This is a genomic window from Nocardia bhagyanarayanae (assembly GCF_006716565.1).
In the GTDB taxonomy this organism is placed as follows: domain Bacteria; phylum Actinomycetota; class Actinomycetes; order Mycobacteriales; family Mycobacteriaceae; genus Nocardia; species Nocardia bhagyanarayanae.
This window is the reverse complement of sequence record NZ_VFPG01000001.1, coordinates 25,484-50,503: the sequence shown is the minus strand read 5'-3', so window position 1 is coordinate 50,503 and position 25,020 is coordinate 25,484. Positions and strand designations below refer to the sequence as shown.

General features: G+C 67.0%; 22 protein-coding genes and 1 rRNA gene. All 23 read left to right on the top strand.

Annotation, left to right across the window (positions count from 1 at the left end; translation table 11 throughout):
* The first annotated feature begins 44 nt into the window (after positions 1–44).
* The 23 genes from lysA (at position 45) to FB390_RS00115 (ending at position 24,698) form a co-directional block, all read left to right on the top strand.
* Entirely contained in the window at positions 45–1,466 is a 1,422-nt protein-coding gene (gene lysA, locus FB390_RS00225) for a diaminopimelate decarboxylase (protein ID WP_141807130.1), read from the top strand.
* Positions 1,463–2,818 (top strand): homoserine dehydrogenase, encoded by a 1,356-nt coding sequence (locus FB390_RS00220; RefSeq protein WP_097247159.1) that lies wholly within the window; start codon positions 1,463–1,465, stop codon positions 2,816–2,818. Before lysA ends, FB390_RS00220 begins: the two co-directional genes overlap by 4 nt.
* Positions 2,815–3,909, top strand: a complete 1,095-nt coding sequence (gene thrC / locus FB390_RS00215) for a threonine synthase (RefSeq protein ID WP_141807129.1) — start codon at positions 2,815–2,817, stop codon at positions 3,907–3,909. Before FB390_RS00220 ends, thrC begins: the two co-directional genes overlap by 4 nt.
* A 25-nt stretch (positions 3,910–3,934) precedes the next feature.
* The gene (thrB, locus tag FB390_RS00210; protein WP_141811457.1) at positions 3,935–4,891 is read left to right on the top strand and encodes a homoserine kinase; all 957 of its coding nucleotides are present in this window, start codon (positions 3,935–3,937) and stop codon (positions 4,889–4,891) included.
* A 308-nt stretch (positions 4,892–5,199) separates the two neighbouring features.
* A complete protein-coding gene (gene rho / locus FB390_RS00205; RefSeq protein WP_425465832.1) occupies positions 5,200–7,221 on the top strand; it encodes a transcription termination factor Rho in 2,022 nt (673 codons plus the stop codon).
* Positions 7,222–7,894: 673 nt separating this feature from the next.
* Positions 7,895–8,125 (top strand): 50S ribosomal protein L31, encoded by a 231-nt coding sequence (gene rpmE, locus FB390_RS00200; RefSeq protein ID WP_039796334.1) that lies wholly within the window; start codon positions 7,895–7,897, stop codon positions 8,123–8,125.
* 132 nt (positions 8,126–8,257) lie between these two features.
* On the top strand, positions 8,258–9,328 hold the full coding sequence (prfA, locus tag FB390_RS00195; RefSeq protein WP_141807127.1) for a peptide chain release factor 1: 1,071 nt from the start codon (positions 8,258–8,260) through the stop codon (positions 9,326–9,328).
* A gap of 79 nt (positions 9,329–9,407) precedes the next feature.
* Positions 9,408–10,280, top strand: coding sequence for a peptide chain release factor N(5)-glutamine methyltransferase (prmC, locus tag FB390_RS00190; RefSeq protein ID WP_185756894.1), 873 nt, complete (start codon positions 9,408–9,410; stop codon positions 10,278–10,280).
* Positions 10,281–10,314: 34 nt separating this feature from the next.
* Positions 10,315–10,980: an L-threonylcarbamoyladenylate synthase gene (locus tag FB390_RS00185; RefSeq protein ID WP_141807125.1), complete on the top strand. Its 666-nt coding sequence runs from the start codon at positions 10,315–10,317 to the stop codon at positions 10,978–10,980.
* Positions 10,981–10,996: 16 nt separating this feature from the next.
* Complete coding sequence (locus tag FB390_RS00180) at positions 10,997–12,154, top strand: glycosyltransferase family 4 protein (protein ID WP_067787593.1); 1,158 nt, start codon at positions 10,997–10,999, stop codon at positions 12,152–12,154.
* A gap of 11 nt (positions 12,155–12,165) precedes the next feature.
* Positions 12,166–12,624 carry a Cg1360 family ATP-synthase-associated protein gene (locus FB390_RS00175; protein WP_141807124.1) on the top strand — a complete coding sequence of 153 codons (459 nt, stop codon included), beginning with the start codon at positions 12,166–12,168 and terminating at the stop codon, positions 12,622–12,624.
* A 265-nt stretch (positions 12,625–12,889) separates the two neighbouring features.
* Positions 12,890–13,720 (top strand): F0F1 ATP synthase subunit A, encoded by an 831-nt coding sequence (gene atpB / locus FB390_RS00170; RefSeq protein WP_141811456.1) that lies wholly within the window; start codon positions 12,890–12,892, stop codon positions 13,718–13,720.
* 75 nt (positions 13,721–13,795) lie between these two features.
* Entirely contained in the window at positions 13,796–14,041 is a 246-nt protein-coding gene (locus tag FB390_RS00165; protein WP_011207590.1) for an ATP synthase F0 subunit C, read from the top strand.
* Between the two features lie 5 nt (positions 14,042–14,046).
* On the top strand, positions 14,047–14,607 hold the full coding sequence (locus FB390_RS00160; protein ID WP_141807123.1) for a F0F1 ATP synthase subunit B: 561 nt from the start codon (positions 14,047–14,049) through the stop codon (positions 14,605–14,607).
* A 19-nt stretch (positions 14,608–14,626) separates the two neighbouring features.
* A complete protein-coding gene (locus tag FB390_RS00155) occupies positions 14,627–15,436 on the top strand; it encodes a F0F1 ATP synthase subunit delta (protein ID WP_141807122.1) in 810 nt (269 codons plus the stop codon).
* Positions 15,437–15,509: 73 nt separating this feature from the next.
* Positions 15,510–17,147: a F0F1 ATP synthase subunit alpha gene (gene atpA / locus FB390_RS00150; RefSeq protein WP_067787584.1), complete on the top strand. Its 1,638-nt coding sequence runs from the start codon at positions 15,510–15,512 to the stop codon at positions 17,145–17,147.
* A 51-nt stretch (positions 17,148–17,198) separates the two neighbouring features.
* Entirely contained in the window at positions 17,199–18,170 is a 972-nt protein-coding gene (locus tag FB390_RS00145) for a F0F1 ATP synthase subunit gamma (RefSeq protein WP_067787583.1), read from the top strand.
* Between the two features lie 25 nt (positions 18,171–18,195).
* Positions 18,196–19,644 (top strand): F0F1 ATP synthase subunit beta, encoded by a 1,449-nt coding sequence (atpD, locus tag FB390_RS00140; RefSeq protein WP_141807121.1) that lies wholly within the window; start codon positions 18,196–18,198, stop codon positions 19,642–19,644.
* 6 nt (positions 19,645–19,650) lie between these two features.
* The gene (locus tag FB390_RS00135) at positions 19,651–20,028 is read left to right on the top strand and encodes a F0F1 ATP synthase subunit epsilon (protein WP_067787579.1); all 378 of its coding nucleotides are present in this window, start codon (positions 19,651–19,653) and stop codon (positions 20,026–20,028) included.
* A gap of 186 nt (positions 20,029–20,214) precedes the next feature.
* A complete protein-coding gene (locus FB390_RS00130) occupies positions 20,215–20,637 on the top strand; it encodes a DUF2550 domain-containing protein (RefSeq protein ID WP_067787578.1) in 423 nt (140 codons plus the stop codon).
* Between the two features lie 95 nt (positions 20,638–20,732).
* Positions 20,733–21,314: a cob(I)yrinic acid a,c-diamide adenosyltransferase gene (locus tag FB390_RS00125; RefSeq protein ID WP_141807120.1), complete on the top strand. Its 582-nt coding sequence runs from the start codon at positions 20,733–20,735 to the stop codon at positions 21,312–21,314.
* An 84-nt stretch (positions 21,315–21,398) separates the two neighbouring features.
* Positions 21,399–22,679 carry a UDP-N-acetylglucosamine 1-carboxyvinyltransferase gene (murA, locus tag FB390_RS00120; RefSeq protein ID WP_141807119.1) on the top strand — a complete coding sequence of 427 codons (1,281 nt, stop codon included), beginning with the start codon at positions 21,399–21,401 and terminating at the stop codon, positions 22,677–22,679.
* 500 nt (positions 22,680–23,179) lie between these two features.
* Positions 23,180–24,698: ribosomal RNA gene (locus FB390_RS00115) — 16S ribosomal RNA — on the top strand.
* Positions 24,699–25,020: the final 322 nt, after the last annotated feature.

The window sequence follows — 25,020 nt, the reverse complement described above, 5'->3', positions numbered from 1 at the left end:
TATCTGTCCACGTGCTCGGCGCGTGCGGTAAGGAAGGAACAACTATGAGCGCGCACCCCGCCGGGCCACGGCACGCGGAGATTCCGCATGCCCCGAATCTGCCGGAACGCCCCACCGACCCGAAGCAGATGATCGATCTGCCCGCGAACGTCTGGCCGCGCAACGCCTCTCGCGACGCCGACGGTGTGGTGCGGCTGGCCGGTGTGCCGGTGCACGACCTCGCCGCGCAGTTCGGCACCCCGCTGTTCGTGGTGGACGAGGACGACTTCCGTTCCCGCTGCCGCGACATGGTGCAGGCCTTCGGTCCCAATGCCAGGGTGCACTACGCGTCCAAGGCTTTCCTCTGCGGCGAGATCGCCCGCTGGATCCGCGACGAGGGTCTCTCGCTGGACGTCTGCTCCGGCGGCGAGCTCGCCATCGCGCTGCACGCCGGCTTCCCCGCCGAGCGAATCGCGTTGCACGGCAACAACAAATCCGTCACCGAGCTGGAGGCCGCGGTGCAGGCCGGTGTCGGCCACGTGGTCGTCGACTCGCTGATCGAGATCGACCGGCTCGAGGCCGTCGCCGGGCGCGCCGGTGTAGTGCAGGACGTGTTGGTCCGCGTCACCGTCGGCGTGGAAGCCCATACCCACGAATACATTTCGACCGCGCACGAGGACCAGAAGTTCGGCTTCTCGATCGCGGGCGGCGACGCCATGGAAGCGCTCGCCCGGGTCTTCGAGGCCGGCAACCTGCGGCTCGTCGGCCTGCACTCGCACATCGGCTCGCAGATCTTCGAGATCGACGGTTTCGAGATCGCCGCACGCCGCATGCTCGGCCTGCTGCGCGAGGCCATCGACAAGTTCGGCGTGGAGCGCACCGCCCAGATCTCGACGCTGGATCTCGGTGGCGGACTGGGTATTTCGTACTTGCCGAACGACGACCCGCCGCCGCTCGGCGAGTTCGCGGCGAACCTGCGCCGCCTGGTCGCCGAGGAGGCGGCCCGCGCGGGTCTGCCCGAGCCGACCATCGCGGTCGAGCCCGGTCGCGCCATCGCCGGACCCGGCACCGTCACCCTCTACGAGGTCGGCACCACCAAGGACGTCTCGCTGGACGCCGGCCTGCGCCGCCGCTACGTGAGCGTCGACGGCGGCATGAGCGACAACATCCGTCCCGCGCTCTATCAGGCCGACTACGATTGCCGCTTGGTCTCGCGCTCCTCGGACGCGCAGCCGGTTGTCGCGCGCGTCGTCGGAAAGCATTGCGAGAGTGGCGATATCGTCATCCGCGACACCTGGATGCCAGCCGACGTCGGCCCCGGCGATCTGGTGGCGGTGGCCGCGACCGGAGCGTATTGCTATTCGATGTCCAGTCGATACAACCAGTTGACCCGTCCGGCGGTCGTCGCCGTCCGCGACGGTCAGCCGCGACTGGTGCTGCGCCGGGAAACGGTGGCGGATCTGTTGAGTCTGGAGGTTGAGGCATGACCGAAGTGGCCAAGAACGGTACCTGGGGGACCGATCGCCCGATCGGCGTCGCGGTACTCGGCATGGGCAATGTCGGCACCGAGGTCGTGCGGATTCTGCGCGAGCACGCCGACGACCTGCGCTCGCGTGTCGGCGCACCCGTCGTGCTGCGCGGCGTCGCGGTGCGCAGCCTGGACAAGGATCGCGGTCTGCCCGCCGAACTGCTGACCACCGACGCGGACGCGCTGGTCGACCGCCCGGACGTCGACTTGGTCGTCGAGGTCATCGGCGGCATCGATCCCGCGCGCCGCCTGATCCTGGCCGCACTGAACGCGGGCAAATCCGTGGTGACGGCCAACAAGGCGCTGCTGGCCGACTACACCGGCGAACTCGCCGCGGCCGCCGAGCGCAACCGCGCCGACCTGTACTTCGAGGCCGCCGTCGCGGGCGCCATCCCGGTGGTGCGCCCGCTGATCCAGTCGCTGTCCGGCGACCGGGTGAACCGCGTGGTCGGCATCGTGAACGGCACCACGAACTTCATCCTCTCGGCCATGGACGAGACCGGCGCGGACTACTCCGCGACCCTCGCCGAGGCCACCCGCCTCGGCTACGCGGAGGCCGACCCGACCGCCGATGTCGAGGGCTACGACGCGGCGGCCAAGGCCGCGATCCTGGCGTCGCTGGCCTTCCACACCCGCGTGACCGCGGCCGATGTGTACCGCGAGGGCATCTCCAAGATCACCGCGGAGGACCTGGAGACCGCGTCCGCGGTGAACTGCACGGTCAAGCTGCTGGCGATCTGCGAGCGCGTCGACGCGGGGCCCGGCGAGCCGAGCCTGGCCGAGGGCGGCAAGGAGCGCGTCTCGGTGCGGGTCTACCCGGCGCTGATCCCGCGCAAGCACCCGCTGGCGGCGGTCAGCGGCGCGTTCAACGCCGTGGTCGTCGAGGCGGAGAACGCGGGCAGGCTGATGTTCTACGGGCAGGGCGCGGGCGGTGCTCCGACCGCCTCCGCGGTGCTCGGCGACCTGGTGATGGCCGCACGCAACAAGTTCTTCGGTGGCCGTGCGCCGGGCGAATCGGTTTATGCTGAGCTACCGATCGCGCCGATCGGCGATACGCCCACCCGCTACCACGTGAACCTGCAGGTCGAAGACGTCCCAGGCGTCCTGGCCAAGGTTGCGGGCGAATTCGCCAAGCACGGGGTGAGCATTTCGACCGTCCGTCAGGAAGGGCACGGCGAGGGTGCGCGCCTGGTCGTGGTGACCCACCACGCGGTGGAGTCGGCGCTCGCGGACACCGTGTCGGCCTTGGCGGAGATGGCGTCCGTCACATCAGTGACCAGCGTTTTGAGATTGGAAGGCACCGAGGAATGAGTACGACAGGCGTCGCCCCGCAGGCAGGAGTGCACTCCCGCTGGCCGGGTCTGATCGCGGCCTACCGTGATCGGCTCGCGGGTGCGGCCGACTGGGAGCCGGTCACGCTGTTCGAGGGCGGCACCCCGCTGGTGCCCGCGCCGTACCTGTCCGAGCTGACCGGCTGCGAGGTGTACCTCAAGGTCGAGGGCGCCAACCCGACCGGCTCGTTCAAGGACCGTGGCATGACCATGGCCATGACCGACGCCAAGTATCGCGGCCAGAAGGCGGTGCTCTGCGCGTCCACCGGCAACACCTCGGCGTCGGCCGCGGCATACGCCACCAGGGCGGGCATGAGCTGCGCGGTGCTGATCCCCCAGGGCAAGATCGCGATGGGCAAGCTGGCCCAGGCCGTCATGCTCGGCGCGCAGATCATCCAGGTCGAGGGCAACTTCGACGACTGCCTCGAGCTGGCACGCAAGGTCACCGCCGACTTCCCGGCCGTCGGCCTGGTGAACTCGGTGAACCCGGCGCGCATCGAAGGCCAGAAGACCGCCTCGTTCGAGATCTGCGACGTGCTCGGCAAGGCGCCGGACGTGCACGCGCTCCCGGTGGGCAACGCGGGCAACATCACCGCGTACTGGCGCGGTTACCGCGAGTACTACGCCGATGGCATCACCAACGGCCTGCCCCGCATGCTCGGCGTGCAGGCCGCCGGTGCGGCCCCGCTGGTCAACGGCGCTCCGGTGAAGGACCCGGAGACCATCGCCACCGCCATCCGGATCGGCGCCCCCGCCTCCTGGAACGGCGCGGTGGAGGCCAAGGAGCAGTCCGGCGGCGCGTTCCGCGCGGCAACCGACGAGGAGATCCTCGCGGCGTACCGCCTGGTAGCGGCCAAGGAAGGCGTCTTCGTCGAGCCCGCGTCCGCGGCCAGCGTCGCGGGCGTGCTCGCGGCCCGCGAGGAAGGCTGGCTGGACGCAGGCCTGACGGTGGTCTGCACCGTCACCGGCAACGGTCTCAAGGACCCCGACACCGCGCTGCTCGGCATGCCGCAGGTGCAGCCGATCGCGGTCGACCCCGTCGCGGTCGCCGCCCGACTCGAGCTGGCCTGAGTTGAGTTCACGCGAAAGCCAGTTGATGTCGCGGACCCTGCCCGCCGGACTCTCCGTGACGGCGCGGGTGCCCGCGTCGAGCGCCAACCTCGGGCCCGGATTCGACTCGCTCGGTATGGCTTTGGGCATCTACGACGAGATCGAGGTGCGCACCACCGATTCCGGTTTGACGATCCGGGTCGAGGGCGAGGGCGCCGACGACGTCCCGTGGGGCCCTTCGCATCTCGTCGTGCGTGCCATCGAGCGCGGCCTGGAGTCCGTCGGTGTGTGGGCCGACGGCCTCGATGTGGTGTGCCGCAACGTGATTCCGCACTCGCGCGGTCTCGGCTCCTCGGCCTCCGCGGTGGTCGGCGGCCTGGCCGCGGGCTGCGCGCTCGCCGCGAAGCTGGATCCCGAGCTCGCCGTCGACACCGCGCGATTGGTGCAGCTGGCCTCGGAATTCGAAGGCCACCCGGACAACGCGGCGGCCAGCGTGCTCGGCGGGATCGTGGTGTCCTGGACCGAGACCGCCGCCGACGCGACCGAGGCGAGCGCGGACATCCCCGAACACGGCCGGGTCTACCGTGCCGTCCGGCTCGATCCGCACCCGTCGCTGCGCCCGGTGGTGTTGATTCCCGAGGTCCGCTCGTCCACCGCGCACACCAGGGGCCTGCTTCCGGAGACGGTGCCGCACGGCGACGCCGCCTTCAACGTCAGCAGGGCCGCGCTGGCCGTCGTCGCGCTGACCCAGCGCCCTGACCTGCTCATGCCCGCTACGGCCGACCGGCTGCATCAGGGCCAGCGTGCTCCCGCGCTACCGCTCACCACGGCGTGGATCGAGCGGTTGCGCGCGGCAGGCATTCCGGCGACCGTCTCGGGCGCGGGTCCGACCGTGCTGGCCCTCGGTACCAGCGAATTCCCAGCGGAACTCCGCGAACTCGCGGCCGCCGACGGCCTCCGGGTGGTCGAGCCAGGACTCGCCGAGGGCGTCCAGGTCGACTGACGGCGCGTCTGTCTTGCCGAGGTTCACAGTTGCCAGCTATCCTGGGCAAGTCCGTACATCGTGCGCATCAGACGCCGGTGCTTCATCAGGGCAATCGCTCCAGCAGGCTCCAGGCTCGAGCCTCCAGGCCATGGGGGTACTGCGTAGCTGCGCAACTGGAATGATCTCTCCCACCTTTCACAACCGGTGGCGAAGCCTCCGGTCCGGCGGGGCAGGCGATACGGCAATACCGAGTCCGGCAGAGTGCCCGGACTGCGGGACGAACCCTCGAAACAGCACACGGCGGTCGAGGGAAGGAAAGGATTTCCGTGACAGATACGGACCTGCTCGCGACACCCGGGGTGGAATCCAACCCAAGTTCCTCGGGCGGCCGCGAAAGTGAATCCGGACAGATTTCGAAGATGAGCGAACAAACCGACGTCGCACGATCGGGGCTGACTGGAATGTTGTTGCCGCAGTTGCGCGCGCTGGCGGGGGAGCTCGGTATCCGAGGCACCTCCGGTATGCGCAAGGGTGATCTGATCGCCGCCATCAAGGAGAACCAGGCCGGTAAGCCCGCCAAGTCGGAGAAGCCCGCGCGCGGCGAGAAGGCCGAGCAGGCGGCCCTCGACGTGACGCCCGCGCCGGCGAAGGAGAAGGCCCCGGCCAAGGAGGCCAAGGCGAAGGAAGCCGCGCCCGCCGAGAAGGCCGCCGCGCCCGCGCCCGAGGCTCCCGCCGATCCCGCTCCTTCGAAGTCCGCGCAGACCGAGGCGCCGCAGACCGATTCCGCCCCCGCCGCCGAGACCAGCGAAGAGTCCGGCCGCGAAGGTGGTCAGCGCGGCCGTGGCCGGCAGCGTCGCGGCCGTGACCAGGCGCGTTCCGGCGGCGGCGAGACCGCCGAGGCGCGTGGTGACGAGCAGAAGCCGGAAGCCGAGCAGGGCGAACGGCGCCGCGAGCGTGGCCAGGGCGAGCGTGGCCAAGGCGAGCGTGGCCAAGGTGAGCGCGGTCAGGGTGAGCGCGGTCAGAACGGTGAGCAGCGTGCCCAGGGCGGTCGCGGCGACGGTGGTCGTGGCGAGGGCGGTCGCGGTGGCGACGACGAGGAAGGCGGCCGCGGTCGCCGTGGTCGCCGGTTCCGTGAGCGTCGTCGTGGGCGCGACCGCGAGACCGGCGGCGGTGAGAGCCGCGAGCTCGAGATCCGCGAGGACGACGTCCTACAGCCGGTCGCGGGCATCCTCGACGTGCTGGACAACTACGCGTTCGTCCGCACCTCGGGTTACCTGGCCGGACCGAACGACGTCTACGTCTCGATGAACCTGGTCCGCAAGAACGGCCTGCGCCGCGGCGACGCGATCACCGGCGCCGTGCGGGCTCCGCGCGACGGCGAGCAGGCCAACCAGCGGCAGAAGTTCGATCCGCTGGTGCGGCTGGACACCGTCAACGGCGGCGATGTCGAGGCGGCCAAGCGGCGCCCCGAGTTCAGCAAGCTGACCCCGCTGTACCCGAACCAGCGCCTACGCCTGGAGACTCAGCCCAACAAGCTGACGACCCGCGTGATCGACCTGATCATGCCGATCGGCAAGGGCCAGCGCGCGCTGATCGTGTCCCCGCCGAAGGCCGGTAAGACCACGATCATGCAGGACATCGCGAACGCGATCGCGACCAACAACCCCGAGTGCTACCTGATGGTTGTCCTGGTCGACGAGCGTCCCGAAGAGGTCACCGACATGCAGCGTTCGGTGAAGGGCGAGGTCATCGCCTCGACTTTCGACCGTCCGCCGAGCGATCACACCTCGGTCGCCGAGCTGGCCATCGAGCGCGCCAAGCGACTCGTCGAAATGGGCAAAGACGTTGTGGTGCTGCTGGACTCGATCACCCGATTGGGCCGCGCGTACAACAACTCCTCGCCCGCCTCGGGCCGCATCCTCTCCGGTGGTGTCGACTCGACCGCGCTGTACCCGCCCAAGCGGTTCCTCGGCGCGGCGCGCAACATCGAGAACGGCGGCTCGCTGACGATCATCGCCACCGCCATGGTGGAGACCGGCTCGACCGGTGACACGGTGATCTTCGAGGAGTTCAAGGGCACCGGTAACGCCGAGCTCAAGCTGGACCGCAAGATCGCGGAACGGCGCGTGTTCCCGGCGGTGGACGTCAACCCGTCCGGTACCCGCAAGGACGAGCTACTGCTGAGCCCAGACGAAGCGGCGGTGCTGCACAAGCTGCGCCGCGTGCTTTCCGGCCTGGACTCGCACCAGGCGATCGACCTGCTGATCGACCGCCTGAAGAAGTCCAAGAACAACCTCGAGTTCCTGATGCAGGTCAGCAAGACCGCGCCGGGCGCGCTCGACGAGTAACGGTACGAGTTGCCATGCCACCGAAGGGGCTTCGCTATCGCGGAGCCCCTTCGGCGTGTACGGGCGGAAGAAGATCAGGCCGATGGCGGCCGCGCCGGTGATCATGCAGGCGAGCAGCATCGTCGTCGCGGACACCGACACGTCGTCGTCGTCCGCCTCGGTGGAGCGCTCGTAGTGCGCGGCCGTGTCGGCGGTCGTGTAGGCCGCGGACGGTGTGGTCTCGGGGATCGCAAACCAGCCCACCGCGACAGTGAGAATCAACAGGACGAACACCGCGAGGGCGATTCGGCTGTTCATAGCGTTCTCCTTTCTGTCTCGGCACGCCGATGCGCAGGGGGAACTCGGCACCTACGAACTCTATGAACAGTGCTGTTCGCCTTCCCGAGTAGCGGACTACTCGACTCCAGGGTTCCGTAGGGGTGGAGAAACCGCGTGCCCTCACTTTCTGGGGTGCTGTGTTTGCGGGGGGTCGCCTTAGATACACGAAGCAGGGAACAAAATGGTTGCCCGGTGTGTTTTGAGTGCGTAGTAGCGGTTCTGGCATACTGGACCGCTGTGCGTCTGCGTCCCGCAGACAATCCCGCCGACCTCTGCGACGCAGAGTTTGGAACCAGCGGTTCCGGTTCACGCCCGCCGTGGCGACCCGGCGACCACTATCGAGAGGACACCATCCATGAAGGCAGGAATCCACCCGACGTATGTCGACACCACGGTGGTCTGTGGTTGCGGCAACACCTTCCAGACTCGCAGCACCAAGGAGTCGGGACACATCACCGTCGAGGTCTGCTCGCAGTGCCACCCGTTCTACACCGGCAAGCAGAAGATCCTGGACACCGGTGGCCGCGTGGCCCGCTTCGAGGCTCGCTACGGCAAGCGCGCGGGCAAGAAGGCCGACGCCAAGTAGCTTCCTCGCCGACGCCCGGTTCTGCACTGCAGGCCGGGCGTCGGCGCATTTGTTGGCCCGGTGCGGCGGTACGCGCCGGATGACGAGAAATGCCGACCCGGCGCAGGCCGGGAACCGAGAGAAGGAAGCATCATGACGCAGCCGTCCGCGATCGACGACATCCTGGCCGAGCACGCGGGACTGGAAACGCAGCTGGCCGATCCGGCGCTGCACAACGATCCGGGCGCCGCGCGCCGCGTCGGCAAGCGGTTCGCCGAGCTCGCCCCGATCATGGCCACCTACAACAAGCTGAAGAGCGCGCAGGACGATCTGGCCGCCGCGCAGGAACTGGCCGACGACGATCCGGCCTTCGCCGCCGAGATCCCGGATCTGCGGCGTCAGGTGGAGGAGCTGGAGCAGGCGCTCGCCGACCTGCTCGCCCCGCGCGACCCGCACGACGGCGACGACGTGGTGCTCGAGGTGAAGTCCGGCGAGGGCGGCGAGGAGTCGGCGCTGTTCGCCGCCGATCTCGCCCGCATGTACATCCGCTACGCCGAGCGGCACGGCTGGAAGGTGGAAGTACTCGGCGCCACCATCTCCGACCTCGGCGGATACAAGGACGCGACGCTGTCCATCAAGAGCCGTGACGCGGTGCGCGACGGCGTGTGGTCGCGATTCAAGTTCGAGGGCGGCGTGCACCGCGTGCAGCGCGTTCCGGTGACCGAATCGCAGGGCCGCATCCACACCTCGGCCGCGGGCGTGCTCATCTACCCCGAACCCGACGAGGTCGAGGAGGTGCAGATCGACGAATCCGATCTGCGCGTCGACGTCTACCGCTCGTCCGGCAAGGGTGGCCAGGGCGTCAACACCACCGACTCCGCCGTCCGCATCACCCACCTGCCCTCCGGCATCGTCGTGACCTGCCAGAACGAACGCTCGCAGTTGCAGAACAAGGCCCGCGCCATGCAGGTCCTCGCGGCGCGCTTGCAAGCGCTGGCCGAGGAGCAGGCCGAGCAGGAGGCCGCGGCCGGTCGCGCCAGCCAGATCCGCACGGTGGACCGTTCGGAGCGCATCCGGACCTACAACTTCCCGGAGAACCGGATCACCGATCACCGCATCGGCTTCAAGGCCCACAATCTCGACTCCGTGCTGGACGGCGACCTCGACGCGCTCCTCGACGCACTCGGCAAGGCCGACCGCGAGGCCCGCATGGCGGCCGAATAGCCGAGGTCCGCATGGATGCGCGCGGCCTCGATTCCGGGAATGAACAATGGGCGCGACGGAAATCGGCGAGAGTGGGGTGGTGGGTCGAGTGTCTCTGCGTTCGGTGATCAACGAAGCCGTCGAGCGATTGCAGGCCGCGGGCGTGCCGAGTCCGCGTGCGGACGCCGAGCAGCTGGCCGCGCATCTGCTCGGGGTCGAGCGGACTCGATTGGCCTTGGTTCCGCTGGTCGATCCCGTGCTCGTCGAGGACTACCGCGCCCTGGTGGACCGGCGTGCCCAGCGCATTCCGTTGCAGCACCTGACCGGCGTCGCCGCGATGGGACAGATCGATCTCGCGGTCGGGCCGGGCGTTTTCGTGCCGCGACCGGAGACGGAATTGCTCTTCGCTTGGGCGCTTGCCTATCTGGAGACGCTGCCGCACGATCACCAGCCGATCGTCGTCGATTTCTGCACCGGTTCGGGCGCGCTCGCGCTCGCTGTCGCGCACGCGCGGCCCGACGCCCAGGTGCACGCCATCGAGATCGACCCGGCCGCCCTGCGATGGGCCCGCCGCAACGCCGACGACCGCATCGCCGACGGCGACACCCCGATCACCCTGTACGCCGACGACGTCACCGATCCGAACCTGCTCACCGAGCTGAACGGGAAGGTCGACCTGCTGCTGTCCAACCCGCCCTACATCCCCGAGGGCGCGGTGCTCGACCCCGAGGTCGCCGACCACGATCCGCACTTGGCGCTGTTCGGCGGGCCGGACGGATTGGACGTCATCCGGAAGATGGCGCCCAACATCGCCCGCCTGCTGCGTCCGGGCGGCGCGACCGCCATCGAGCACGACGACAGCAACGGCTCCGCCCTTGCCGCTCTCCTCACCGAGACCGGAGATTTCGCCGACGTCGTCGAACACCCGGACCTCGCAGGCAAACCCCGTTTCGTAGTCGCCACCCGCACCTGACGCCCCACCAGCACCATGTGCCAGGATGGGGGCCGTGAGTACCGTCTACGACTGCGCGGATCCCGATTCGCGCGCCGCCGGACTGTCCGCAGCGACCAGCGCCCTGAAGTCCGGGCGACTGGTGGTGATGCCCACAGACACGTTGTACGGCTTGGCGGCCGACGCCTTCGATTCCACCGCGGTGAGCGAGCTGCTCGCGGCCAAGCGCCGCGGCAGGGACATGCCGGTGCCGGTGCTGGTCGGTTCGTGGCACACGATCGACGGACTGGTCTTCTCGGTGCGCCCGCAGGCGCGCGAGCTGATCCGCGCGTTCTGGCCGGGTGGTCTGAGTCTTGTTGTGCAGCAAGCGCCTTCGTTGGCGTGGGATCTCGGTGACACGCGCGGCACGGTGATGCTGCGGATGCCGCTGCACCCGGTGGCGCTGGATCTGCTGCGCGAGGTGGGCCCGCTGGCGGTGTCCAGCGCCAACGTCTCCGGCCAGCCGCCGGCCAAGACCGCCGCGGAGGCCCGCGAACAGCTCGGCAGCCTGGTCGGCGTGTACCTCGACGGCGGTCCCGCCGCGCACGCGGTCGCCTCCACCATCGTGGATCTCACCGCGGACCAGCCGCGCGTGCTGCGCGAGGGCGCGGTGCCGGTGGCCGAGATCGCCGAGGTGCTCGGCATGTCGCCGGACGAACTGACCATCACCCCCGCGCGGTGAGCGGGAGAAAGGTCGCATGATTTCCGGCTCCGGTTCGGTCGTTCCGCTGCGCGAGCTCCTGCTCGTCCTGTTGATCTCGGCCACCGTGACCTTCCTCGCCACCGGCGGCATCCGGCTGCTCGCGATCTCGTTCGGCGCGGTCGCGGTGCCGCGCGAGCGTGACGTGCACGTCAAGCCGATCCCGCGGATGGGCGGCGTCGGCATGTACATCGGCGTGGTCGCCGCGGTGCTCTTCGCGCACCAGTTGCCCGCGCTGCGCCGCGGTTTCGATTACGCGGTCGACATTCCCGCGGTGCTGGTCGCGGCGACCATCATCGTGCTCGTCGGCATCGTCGACGACCGCTGGGGGCTGGACGCGCTCACCAAATTCGCGGGCCAGGTGACCGCGGGCGGCGTGATGGCCGTGATGGGACTGAGCTGGTACGTCATCTACGACCCGTTCAACAATTCCACCGTGGTGCTGGACGCGCTGCAGGGCGGTCTGGTGACCGTGGCGGTCACGGTGACGCTGATCAACGCGATGAACTTCGTCGACGGCCTGGACGGTCTGGCGGCCGGACTCGGCTTCATCTGCGCGGCGGCCGTTTTCGTGTTCTCCGTGGGGTTGCTCTACGAGCAGGGCGGGGACGTGAACACCTATCCGCCCGCGCTGCTCGCCGCCGCGCTCGCCGGCGCCTGCGCGGGATTTCTGCCGCACAATTTCCAGCCCGCCCGGATATTCATGGGCGACTCGGGTTCGATGCTGATCGGCTTGATGCTGGCCTCGGTGTCGACCGGCGCCTCGGGTCGAATTCCGCTGCAAGGCTATGGTCCGCGCGACATCGTCGGTCTGCTTTCGCCGCTGCTGTTGGTCGGCGCCGTGATGTTCATTCCGGTGCTCGATCTGCTGCTGGCGATCGTGCGCAGGGTGCGCGCCGGTGTGAGTTTCTCCACGCCGGACAAAATGCACTTGCATCACCGTTTGCTGCAGATCGGCCATTCCCATCGACGCGTCGTGCTGCTGATCTATTTGTGGGTCGGCGTACTCGCATTCGGCGCCGTCGGGACCTCGTTGATGGACCGTCGAATCGTGGTGCTGCTGATGGCGGGGGGACTGGTCTTCGCCCTCGTCGTGACCGCCGTTCCGGGGCTGCGGCGCGGGGAGGCGGCGGCCGAGCAGCAGGCGTCTGAGTAAAGTCGGTAGCCGTGAGCTTCACTCCGAACCCGATTCCCGGTCCCGACGCGCCGCTGAAGTCGGCGCTGCGCTACGGCCTGATCGGGCTGGCGGTCCTGGTGGTCCTGAGCGCCGCGATCGCGACCGCCGTCGCCGGGCTGCCCGGCCTGTGGGGCGCGCTGCTCGGCGCGGCCATCGGCGGCGTCTTCATCCTCACCACGGCCGCGGTCGTGCTCTTCGGCGCGAAGCTGCCGCCGAGCACCGCGGGCCTGGTCATGCTGGCCAGCTGGGTCGGCAAGGTGCTGCTGGTGCTCATCGCGGTCGCGGTGCTCAACCAGTTCGATTTCTACAACCGGGTGGCGCTGTTCCTGACCGTCATCGGCGCCCTGGTCATCGTGCTCGGCGCGGAGACGTACGGCGTTCTGCGACAGAAGGTTCCGTATGTCTCGACCACCGCCGGGGACTCCGAACCCGCTTCCGGACAGGAATGACTTCACCCCCCTACACAGCGTCGTAGATAACTTGGTAAAGTGTTGGTAAGCAAGTGACCAAGCGAGGGGGGATCTCCACGATCCCTCCGAGTACCGCTATGCTTACTGCCGTGCCGGGCTCCGAGGGTTCCGGTTCTGCATGTCGACGATGTCGCCGACACACGTACAGACGCCGCCCGAGCGGGATTGCCGCGCAGCTGCTGACGAATTTCGAGCCGACCTGAGTCGACCAAATTGATCGTCAATGTCCGATCGAACCGCGGGAATGACCGTACCCGCGGCCCGAACACGGGAGAGAACGCTGAGCGTCACCACTTTGGCGGCGGGTGAGTTCCACGCGCCGTCGCTAACCGACTTCTTCCCTCCAGCTTTGCTGTTCGAGGGAACGCCGTTCGAACTCGATCGTTTGATGCTGGTCCGGCTGATCATGACCGCCGTGCTCGTCGCCGTCATGCTGCTGGCCTTCCGGAGTCCCCGAATCATTCCGCGCGGCCTACAGAATGTCGCCGAAATCGGACTGGTCTTCGTCAAGGAGCAGATTGCGGAAGAGGTGCTCGGTAAGGAAACCGGCCGCAAGTTCTTCCCGCTGATCGCGACGATCTTCTTCACGGTCCTCTTTCTGAACTTCTCCGGCATCGTCCCGGGCTTGAACATCTCCTCGAACGCCCGAATCGGTATGCCGATCGTGCTCGCGGCGGTCGCCTACATCGCGTTCAACTACGTGGGCATCAAGAAGTTCGGCTTCTTCACCTACATGCGCAGCAGCATCGTGGTGCCGAACGTGCCGCCCGCCCTGCACGTCCTGCTGATTCCGATCGAGTTCGTCTCGACCTTCATTCTGCGCCCGTTCACGCTGACCGTCCGACTCATGGCGAACATGCTGGCCGGCCACATCATGCTGGTGCTGTTCTTCAGCGCGACCTGGTTCTTCCTGTTCGACGCGGCCGCGTGGATGAAGGTGTTCTCGCCGTTCTCGCTGCTCGCGGGACTCGGGTTCACCCTGTTCGAGATGCTGGTCATCTTCCTGCAGGCCTACGTGTTCGCGCTGCTGACCGCCGTGTACATCGGCCTCGCCGAGCACGCCGATTCTCACTGACCGCACTACCAATCACCGGAGACCTGCTACACCGCGCCGCCCGGCGGGTGAGCAACAGAAAGGGAAAGAAGACTCATGAGCCTCTCGTACCTGGCCCAGGAAGCTGCCAACGAGTCGACGCTGAAGGGCCTCGGCGCCGTCGGCTACGGCCTGGCCGCCATCGGCCCGGGCATCGGCGTCGGCATCGTCGTCGGTAAGGCGATCGAGGGTATCGCCCGTCAGCCCGAGCTGCAGGGCACGATCCGTACCAACATGTTCCTCGGTATCGCGTTCACCGAGGCGCTGGCCCTGATCGGCCTCGTCGCCGGCTTCATCTTCTGATTCCGATGTACGAGTTCGCAGTACTCGCAGCGGAGGGCGGAGAGGATGTGAATCCTCTCGTCCCCGAAACGTACGACATCGTCTGGTCGGTGGTCTGCGTCGCGATCATCGCGGTGCTGTTCTACAAGTACGTCATCCCGCGCCTGATCAAGGTGCTGGACGAGCGTGCCGACAAGATCGAAGGCGGTATCGCCAAGGCCGAGGCCGCGCAGGAAGAAGCCCAGCAGACGCTGCAGCAGTACCAGCAGCAGCTGGCGGACGCCCGCCTCGAGGCCGCGCGCATCCGTGAGGACGCGCGCACCCAGGGCCAGCAGATCCTTGCGCAGATGCGCTCGGAGGCCCAGGCCGAAAGCGACCGCATCGTGGCCGCGGGCCACGCCCAGCTGGAAGCCCAGCGCCAGCAGATCCTCACCGAACTGCGCTCCGAAGTCGGTCGCACGGCCGTCGACCTGGCCGAGAAGATCATCGGTCAGTCGGTTTCGGACGAAGCCAAGCAGGCGGCCTCGATCGAGAAGTTCCTCAGTGAGCTCGACGAGACCGACGCCGGCATCGGGGTCGGAAGGTAACGACGCGAAAGTGAGAAGCATGTACGCAGCGAGCCGCGAGGCCAGCTCCCGGTCCCGGGAGGCGCTTCGGGCCGCTCTGACCGGAAGCGACAGTGTTGCCGCCACGACGGGCTCGGAACTGTTCGCCGCTGTCGCCGTGCTGGACGACCAGCGTTCGCTGCGTGTTGCGCTCGCGGACGTGTCGGTGCCCGGTTCGGTGCGCGCCGAGCTGAGCGAGCGGGTCTTCGGCGGCAAGGTCAGCCCCGCCACCCTGGCGGTGCTGACCACCGCGGTGGCCCAGGACTGGTCGCGCACCTCCGACCTGGTCGACACGCTGGTGCTGCTCGGCCAGGAGGCCCTGCTGGAGTCGGCCGCGGACAGCGGCAGGCTCGAGGCGGTCGAGGACGAGCTGTTCCGGCTCGGCCGGATCATCGCCGACAACCCCGAGCTGGAGCAGGCGCTGTCCGATCGCGGGAAGCCGGGTTCGGCCAAGCGCGAGCTGATCGCCGGGCTGCTGTCCGGCAAGGCCGAGACCATCACCGTGACCCTCGCGGAGCAGGCGGTGGCCCGGCAGCGGACCGGCCTCGGCCCGGCCTTCGACGAGTTGTCCGACCTGGCCGCCGCCCGGCGTGACCAGATCGTCGCGCACGTGCGTGCCGCGATCGCCCTGACGCCGCAGCAGCGGGAGCGGCTCGCCGCCTCCCTGCAGCGCATCTACGGCAAGCCGATCACGGTGCACATCGAGGTCGATCCGAGCCTGCTGAGCGGGCTGGTCGTGCGCGTCGGCGACGACGTGATCGACGGCAGCGCCACCGGCCGACTGGAGCGGCTGCGCCGCGAGCTGGCGTAGTCCGGCTCTGCCGGCCCCGGCACCGGCGCCAACCACCGACATTCGAGACCCTTACAGCGAGAGCAGGAAGAACATGGCGGAGCTGACGATCTCCTCCGACGAGATCCGTAGCGCGATCGAGAGCTACACCCAGAGCTACACCCCCCAGACGTCCATCGAAGAAGTCGGTGTCGTCACCGACACCAGCGACGGCATCGCGCACGTCAGCGGCCTGCCCTCGGCTATGGCCAACGAGCTGCTCGAGTTCCCGGGCGGCGTGCTCGGCGTGGCGCTGAACCTCGAGGACCGCGAGATCGGTGCGGTCATCCTCGGCGAGTTCGCCGAGATCGAAGAGGGTCAGCAGGTCCGCCGCACCGGTGACGTGCTCTCGGTGCCGGTCGGCGACAAGTTCCTCGGCCGCGTGGTGAACCCGCTCGGCCAGCCGATCGACGGCCTCGGCGAGATCGAGTCCGAAGAGCGCCGCGTGCTGGAGCTGCAGGCCGCGACCGTGCTGGAGCGCCAGCCGGTCGAGGAGCCGATGGCCACCGGCATCACCGCCATCGACGCGCTGACCGCGATCGGCCGCGGCCAGCGTCAGCTGATCATCGGCGACCGCAAGACCGGCAAGACCGCCGTCTGCATCGACGCGATCCTGAATCAGAAGGCCAACTGGGAGTCCGGCGACCCCACCAAGCAGATGCGCTGCATCTACGTCGCCATCGGCCAGAAGGGTTCCACCATCGCGGGCGTGAAGGCCGCGCTGGAGGAGCACGGCGCGATGGAGTACACCACCATCGTCGCGGCCCCGGCCTCCGACTCCGCCGGCTTCAAGTGGCTGGCCCCCTACACCGGCTCGGCCATCGGCCAGCACTGGATGTACCAGGGCAAGCACGTCCTGATCGTGTTCGACGACCTGACCAAGCAGGCCGAGGCCTACCGCGCCATCTCGCTGCTGCTGCGTCGCCCGCCGGGCCGCGAGGCGTACCCGGGTGACGTCTTCTACCTGCACTCGCGTCTGCTCGAGCGCTGCGCCAAGCTCTCCGACGAGATGGGCGCCGGCTCGATGACCGGTCTGCCGATCATCGAGACCAAGGCCAACGACGTCTCGGCGTTCATTCCGACCAACGTCATCTCCATCACCGACGGCCAGGTCTTCCTCGAGTCCGACCTGTTCAACAAGGGTGTCCGCCCGGCGATCAACGTCGGTACCTCGGTCTCCCGCGTCGGTGGCGCCGCCCAGACCAAGGGCATGAAGAAGGTCGCCGGTTCGCTGCGTCTGGAAATGGCGCAGTACCGCGAGCTGGAGGCGTTCTCCGCCTTCGCGTCCGACCTCGACGCCGCCTCGCTGGCGCAGCTCGAGCGTGGCGCCCGCTGGGTGGAGCTGCTCAAGCAGGACCAGTACTCCCCGGTCGCGGTCGAGGACCAGATCGTCTCGATCTACCTGGTCGACGCCGGCTACTACGACTCGGTTCCGGTCGCCGACATCCGCCGCTTCAACGCGGAGCTGCTGGAGGACCTGCACCGCAGCGCGGCCGACGCGTTCAAGTCGATCGAGGGCGGCAAGGTCCTCGACGCCGAGAACGGCGACGCCATCAAGGCGGCCACCGACAAGTTCAAGCAGGGCTTCCTCGCCTCCGACGGCAGCCGTGTGGTGAACGAGGCGGAGGCCGGCGAGCTCGACCACGAAGAGGTCGAGTCGCTGTCGGTCACCCGCAAGCACGTCGAGAAGTAATCGGGCGAGCAATGCGCTATTGGAATCTGGCGAATGAAGGGAGTGTGAACCGTGGCAAGCTTGCGTGAATTGCGCTCCCGCATTCGTGGTGTGAATTCGATCAAGAAGATCACCAAGGCCCAAGAGCTGATCGCGACCTCGCGAATCTCCAAGGCCCAGGCCCGGGTGGCGGCCGCCAAGCCGTACGCGGAAGAGATCACCAAGGTTCTCGCCGAGCTCGCGAGCGCGTCGAAGAACCTGGCGCACCCGCTGCTGACCGAGCGCGCCAACCCGCGTCGCGCCGCCGTCCTGGTGATCACCAGTGACAGTGGCATGTGCGGTGGTTACAACTCCAACGTGCTCAAGCGCGCCGAAGAGCTGATGACCACCCTGCGCGGCGAGGGCAAGGAGCCGGTGCTGTACGTGATGGGCAACAAGGGCCTCACGTACTACACCTTCCGCAACCGCCCGCTGGTCTCGGCGTGGACCGGTTTCTCGCAGCAGCCGAAGTACACCGACGCCTCGGCGGCCTGTGGCCACCTGGTGGACGCCTTCATGGCGGGCTCCGACGGTCAGGTGCCGCATCCGCACGGCACCGGCGACATCGAGGGCGTCGACGAGCTGCACATCGTGTACACGCGGTTCGTGTCGATGTTGACGCAGACCCCGGAGGTGCGCCGCCTGGCGCCGATCCAGGTCAGCTTCGTCGACGAGAACTTCGACATGGGCGCGGACTCGTTCTCCGATTCGCCCACCGCCGAACCGCAGGCGCAGTACGAATTCGAGCCCGACGCCGATGTACTGCTGGCGGCGCTGCTGCCGAAGTACGTGAACACGCGTATCTACGCGTCGTTGCTCGAGGCAGCGGCATCCGAGTCCGCGGCTCGGCGCACCGCAATGAAGGCGGCCACCGACAACGCCAACGAACTCGCGAGTGTTCTTCAGCGCGAGGCGAACTCGGTGCGTCAGGCCCAGATCACGCAGGAAATCAGCGAAATCGTCGGCGGCGTGAACGCGCTGGCGTCGAGCTCGGACCGCGACTAGAAGCGCAGGAAGAGAACCAATCCAAATGACCGCAGCTGTCACTCAAGACAACACGAGCCGGACCGGCGCCGCCGCAGGCCGCGTCGTCCGGGTCATCGGCCCCGTCGTGGACGTCGAGTTCCCGCGTGGCGCCATCCCCGAGCTGTTCAACGCTCTGAACGCCGACATCGCGCTGGCGTCGGTGGCCAAGACCCTGACCCTCGAGGTCGCTCAGCACCTCGGCGACAACATCGTGCGCACCATCTCGATGCAGCCGACCGACGGCCTGGTCCGCGGCGCGACCGTCACCGACACCGGCAAGCCGATCTCGGTGCCCGTCGGTGACGTCGTCAAGGGCCACGTCTTCAACGCCCTCGGCGACTGCCTCGACGCGCCGGGTACCGGCCGCGACGGCGAGCAGTGGGGCATCCACCGCAAGCCGCCGAGCTTCGACCAGCTCGAGGGCAAGACCGAGATCCTCGAGACCGGCATCAAGGTCATCGACCTGCTGACCCCCTACGTGAAGGGCGGCAAGATCGGTCTGTTCGGTGGCGCCGGTGTCGGCAAGACCGTTCTGATCCAGGAGATGATCACCCGTATCGCGCGGGAGTTCTCCGGCACCTCCGTGTTCGCGGGCGTCGGTGAGCGCACCCGCGAGGGCACCGACCTCCGCCTGGAGATGGAAGAGATGGGCGTCCTCCAGGACACCGCCCTCGTCTTCGGCCAGATGGACGAGCCGCCGGGCACCCGTATGCGCGTCGCCCTCTCGGCCCTCACCATGGCCGAGTACTTCCGCGACGTGCAGCACCAGGACGTGCTGCTGTTCATCGACAACATCTTCCGGTTCACCCAGGCCGGTTCCGAGGTGTCGACCCTGCTCGGCCGTATGCCCTCCGCCGTCGGTTACCAGCCCACGCTGGCCGACGAGATGGGTGAGCTGCAGGAGCGCATCACCTCGACCCGTGGTCGGTCCATCACCTCGCTGCAGGCCATCTACGTGCCCGCCGACGACTACACCGACCCGGCCCCGGCGACCACCTTCGCCCACCTCGACGCGACGACCGAGCTCTCCCGCCCGATCTCGCAGAAGGGCATCTACCCGGCCGTCGACCCGCTGACCTCGACCTCCCGCATCTTGGAGGCCTCGATCGTCGGCGATCGGCACTTCGCCGTTGCCAACGAGGTGAAGCGGATCCTGCAGAAGTACAAGGAGCTGCAGGACATCATCGCCATCCTCGGTATGGACGAGCTCTCCGAAGAGGACAAGGTCCTCGTCGGTCGCGCCCGTCGTCTGGAGAAGTTCCTCGGCCAGAACTTCATCGTGGCCGAGAAGTTCACCGGCCAGGTGGGTTCGGTCGTGCCGCTGGAGCAGACCATCGACGACTTCGACCGTGTCTGCAAGGGCGAGTTCGACCACTACCCGGAGCAGGCGTTCAACTCCTGCGGTGGTCTCGACGACGTCGAGGCGGCCGCGAAGAAGATCGCCGGAAAGTAGTCACCGATGGCGGAAATGTCAGTGGATCTCGTCGCGGTCGAGCGACTGCTCTGGTCCGGCCAGGCGTCCTTCGTCAGCGCGCAGACCACCGAGGGCCAGATCGGCATCATGCCGGGCCACGAGCCGCTCCTCGGCCAGCTGGTCGAGGGCGGCACGGTGAACATCGTCTCCACCGATGGCGAGCGGATCGTGGCGGCCGTGCACGGCGGTTTCTTCTCGGTCACCGCCAACACGGTGCGGGTCCTGGCCGAGTCCGCGGAGTTCGCCGGTGAGGTGGACGTCGAGGCGGCACGCAAGGTGCTGGCCGACACGTCCGCCACCGAGGAACAACAGCGGGCGGCACAGGCCCGGGTGCGCGCGGTCGAGCAGGTCGCGAGCGCCTGAAGACCCTGACGGGTCGTGAACATCCCCATTGTCGGCGGCGAAGGTATCTTCGCCGCCGACAATGGTATTCAGCCCCAGTTGCTCACCCGTTTGTAGACTCGTGTTTGAATGTCGCAACGGATGGGTATCCGCCGCGGTTCGTGACGCGGATGCCGAGCGAAAGGACGGACAGCATTGCAAACCGGGATGGTTGTCTTGATCATTCTGGTGCTGCTGCTGGTCGCATTGGCGTTGATCTCCGTCTACCGACTGATCATGCTGCGCCGCGGCGGGACCGCCGCGATCCTGCGTGTGCTGCCCGCGAACGGCGGCCAGGGCTGGCGGCACGGTCTCATTCGCTATGACGAGGACCGCCTCGTCTTCTTCAAGCTCACCAGTCTCAAGATCGGTCCGGACGCCACCATTCGGCGCCGCGGCATCGAGGTCGGCGACCGGCGCGGTCCGCGCGGCGACGAGTACGACATCATGACCGACGAGATCATCGTCACCGAGGTGGCCGACACCGAGGGCAACTACGAGCTCGCGCTGGATCGCGGCGCCCGCGCGGCCTTCCTGTCCTGGGTGGAATCGCGGCCGTCGGACCGCACCCGCCGCATGCCCGGTCTGTAGCGAGCGGAGAACGCCATGAGTGAGCGCCGGCTAGTGAATCATCGACACAGCGTGCCCACGCGCGCGACGTGGCCGAGCGTCGGCGAGGGCGCGTCATGAGTGTGCACCTGACCCGGATCTACACCAGAACCGGTGACGACGGAACCACCGGACTCAGCGACTTCTCCCGGGTGTCCAAGACCGATCCCCGTCTCGTCGCGTACGCGGACTGCGACGAAGCCAACGCGGCAATCGGGGTCGCGATCGCGCTCGGCGCACCGGACGAGCACCTGCTGACGGTGCTCCGCCAGGTGCAGAACGACCTGTTCGACGCGGGCGCGGATCTCTCCACCCCCGTGGTCGAGGACCCCAAGTACCCGCCGCTGCGCATCACGCAGGACTACATCGACCGGCTCGAAGGTTGGTGTGACGAGTTCAATGCCGAACTGGCGCCACTGAATTCGTTCATTCTGCCGGGCGGCACCCCGCTGGCCGCGCTGCTGCACACCGCGCGCACCGTTGTCCGCCGCGCCGAGCGCGCCGCATGGGCCGCGGTCGAGGCCCACTCCGAGGACACCAGCGTTCTCCCTGCCAAGTACCTCAATCGGCTCTCCGACTTGCTCTTCATCCTGAGCCGGTACACGAATCCCGCGGGCGACATTCTGTGGCAGCCCGGTGGCGGCAAGAAAGAATCGTGATGCCGACCGTTCGGATCGTGTCGAAGCACACCGGGATCGCGTACACGCGCGTGCGCGCCGCCGACGGTGGATAAGCTACCCAGTGTGAGCGAACGGTTTCTGGTCACCGGGGGCAATCGGCTCGTCGGCGAGGTCGCGGTAGGAGGCGCTAAAAACAGCGTCCTCAAGCTGATGGCCGCTGCCTTGCTTGCCGAGGGCACGTCGACGATCACGAACTGCCCCGACATTCTCGATGTGCCGCTGATGGCCGAGGTGCTGCGCGGGCTCGGCTGCGAGGTCGTCATCTCGGACGACGCGCCCGGCGACCGTTCCGTGGTCACCATCACGACGCCCGCCGAACCGAAGTACCACGCGGACTTCCCCGCCGTGACGCAGTTCCGCGCCTCGGTGTGCGTGCTCGGCCCGCTCATGGCGCGGTGCAAGCGCGCGGTGGTCGCGCTGCCGGGCGGCGACGCGATCGGTTCCCGTCCGCTCGACATGCACCAGGCGGGCCTGCGCTTGCTCGGCGCGACCAGCGAGATCGAGCACGGCTGCGTCGTCGCGCGCGCCGACGAACTCCAGGGCGCCCGGATCCGCCTGGACTTCCCCTCTGTCGGCGCGACCGAGAACATCCTCATGGCCGCGGTGCTCGCCGAGGGCGAGACGGTCATCGACAACGCGGCGCGCGAGCCCGACATCGTCGACCTGTGCAACATGCTGGTGCAGATGGGCGCCCGGATCAGCGGCGCGGGCACCTCGGTGCTCACCATCCAGGGCGTGAAGCGACTGCGTCCGACCGATCACCGCGTGATCGGCGACCGCATCGTCGCCGCGACGTGGGGGATCGCCGCGTCCATGACCATGGGCGACGTGCGCGTCACCGGCGTGAACCCGAAGCACCTCTCGCTCGTGCTGGACAAGCTGCGTTCGGCCGGCGCGCGAATCTCCTTCGACCTGGACGGCTTCCGTGTGGTGCAGCCGGAGCGCCCACGCGCGGTGAACTTCTCGACCCTGCCGTTCCCCGGTTTCCCGACCGACTTGCAGCCGATGGCCATCGGCCTCGCGGCGATCGCGGACGGCACCTCGATGATCACCGAGAACATCTTCGAGGCCCGGTTCCGCTTCGTGGAGGAGATGATCCGGCTGGGCGCCGACGCGCGCACCGACGGTCACCACGCGGTGGTGCGCGGAATTCCGCGGCTGTCCAGTGCGCCGGTGTGGTCCTCGGACATCCGGGCCGGCGCGGGTCTGGTGCTCGCGGGTCTGGTCGCCGACGGCACCACCGAAGTGCACGACGTCTTCCACATCGACCGCGGTTACCCGAATTTCGTCGAGCAGCTGCAGGCATTGGGCGGTCTGGTGGAGCGGGTCGGGGCACCTGATTGATCTTGTCCGCGGGCCGGAAACGATCTCGTCCGTAATGGATGTTGATCTAGAGTCGCCGAAAACCGGTATTGACCAGGCGATTTGACATCGCGCAAGCGGCCACGTAACTTTATTCAAGTCAGAGCGACACGGACACCGACCCGAGGCCGAGCGGAAACGCTGAGCCAGGGAAACGAGGTAGGACGAGGAGCGCCTGGCGGTCACACTAGCTCGATTGGGACCCCGATTTGGTTTCGGGTTACTGGCCGCGCTAAGCTGTAAAAGTTGCCTCACCGATTGATCGGGGGAATCCCCGGGAGATGGTGTGTGCGTGTGTTCTTTGAGAACTCAATAGTGTGTCGATGAATGTCAGTGCCAAATATTTTTGGTTTCGACGCTCACCCCCCGTGTGGGTGTCGGACATTTTTGAAGTCAGCTAATTTCCGGCTGGCGATTGTTTTGCTAGGTTTTCGGACTCTAGTTAGATATTTCTGATTCACCTTCGGGTGTTTCGAGAGTCTTCAACGGAGAGTTTGATCCTGGCTCAGGACGAACGCTGGCGGCGTGCTTAACACATGCAAGTCGAGCGGTAAGGCCCTTCGGGGTACACGAGCGGCGAACGGGTGAGTAACACGTGGGTGATCTGCCTCGCACTTCGGGATAAGCCTGGGAAACTGGGTCTAATACCGGATATGACCAGGGACTGCATGGTTTTTGGTGGAAAGATTTATCGGTGCGAGATGGGCCCGCGGCCTATCAGCTTGTTGGTGGGGTAATGGCCTACCAAGGCGACGACGGGTAGCCGGCCTGAGAGGGCGACCGGCCACACTGGGACTGAGACACGGCCCAGACTCCTACGGGAGGCAGCAGTGGGGAATATTGCACAATGGGCGAAAGCCTGATGCAGCGACGCCGCGTGAGGGATGACGGCCTTCGGGTTGTAAACCTCTTTCGACAGGGACGAAGCGCAAGTGACGGTACCTGTAGAAGAAGCACCGGCCAACTACGTGCCAGCAGCCGCGGTAATACGTAGGGTGCGAGCGTTGTCCGGAATTACTGGGCGTAAAGAGCTTGTAGGCGGTTTGTCGCGTCGTCTGTGAAAACTCACAGCTCAACTGTGAGCTTGCAGGCGATACGGGCAGACTTGAGTACTGCAGGGGAGACTGGAATTCCTGGTGTAGCGGTGAAATGCGCAGATATCAGGAGGAACACCGGTGGCGAAGGCGGGTCTCTGGGCAGTAACTGACGCTGAGAAGCGAAAGCGTGGGTAGCGAACAGGATTAGATACCCTGGTAGTCCACGCCGTAAACGGTGGGCGCTAGGTGTGGGTTTCCTTCCACGGGATCCGTGCCGTAGCTAACGCATTAAGCGCCCCGCCTGGGGAGTACGGCCGCAAGGCTAAAACTCAAAGGAATTGACGGGGGCCCGCACAAGCGGCGGAGCATGTGGATTAATTCGATGCAACGCGAAGAACCTTACCTGGGTTTGACATACACCGGAAACCTGCAGAGATGTAGGCCCCCTTGTGGTCGGTGTACAGGTGGTGCATGGCTGTCGTCAGCTCGTGTCGTGAGATGTTGGGTTAAGTCCCGCAACGAGCGCAACCCTTGTCCTGTGTTGCCAGCACGTAATGGTGGGGACTCGCAGGAGACTGCCGGGGTCAACTCGGAGGAAGGTGGGGACGACGTCAAGTCATCATGCCCCTTATGTCCAGGGCTTCACACATGCTACAATGGCCGGTACAGAGGGCTGCGATACCGTGAGGTGGAGCGAATCCCTTAAAGCCGGTCTCAGTTCGGATCGGGGTCTGCAACTCGACCCCGTGAAGTTGGAGTCGCTAGTAATCGCAGATCAGCAACGCTGCGGTGAATACGTTCCCGGGCCTTGTACACACCGCCCGTCACGTCATGAAAGTCGGTAACACCCGAAGCCGGTGGCCTAACCCCTTGTGGGAGGGAGCCGTCGAAGGTGGGATCGGCGATTGGGACGAAGTCGTAACAAGGTAGCCGTACCGGAAGGTGCGGCTGGATCACCTCCTTTCTAAGGAGCATTCTCCAGGCATGCCCACACAGGTGGGAGATTGTTCTGGCAGAGGCTGTTTGAGCTCTCGTATGAAGAGCCGCAGTTGCTCATGGGTGGAACGCTGACATGTGCTGGCAACAGCTCGCGGTCACGATGGCTGCGGGTGCCAGATGTAGTCGACACACTGTTGGGTCCTGAAAGAACAGACGTTCTTTCCAGGCAAAAGATACGATCCGCTCGGATCTTCGTGAGTACCGCAGGGCTTGCTCTGGCTGGCTTCGAGATTGAGATTCTGAGTGGGTGTGTTGTTTGAGAACTGCACAGTGGACGCGAGCATCTT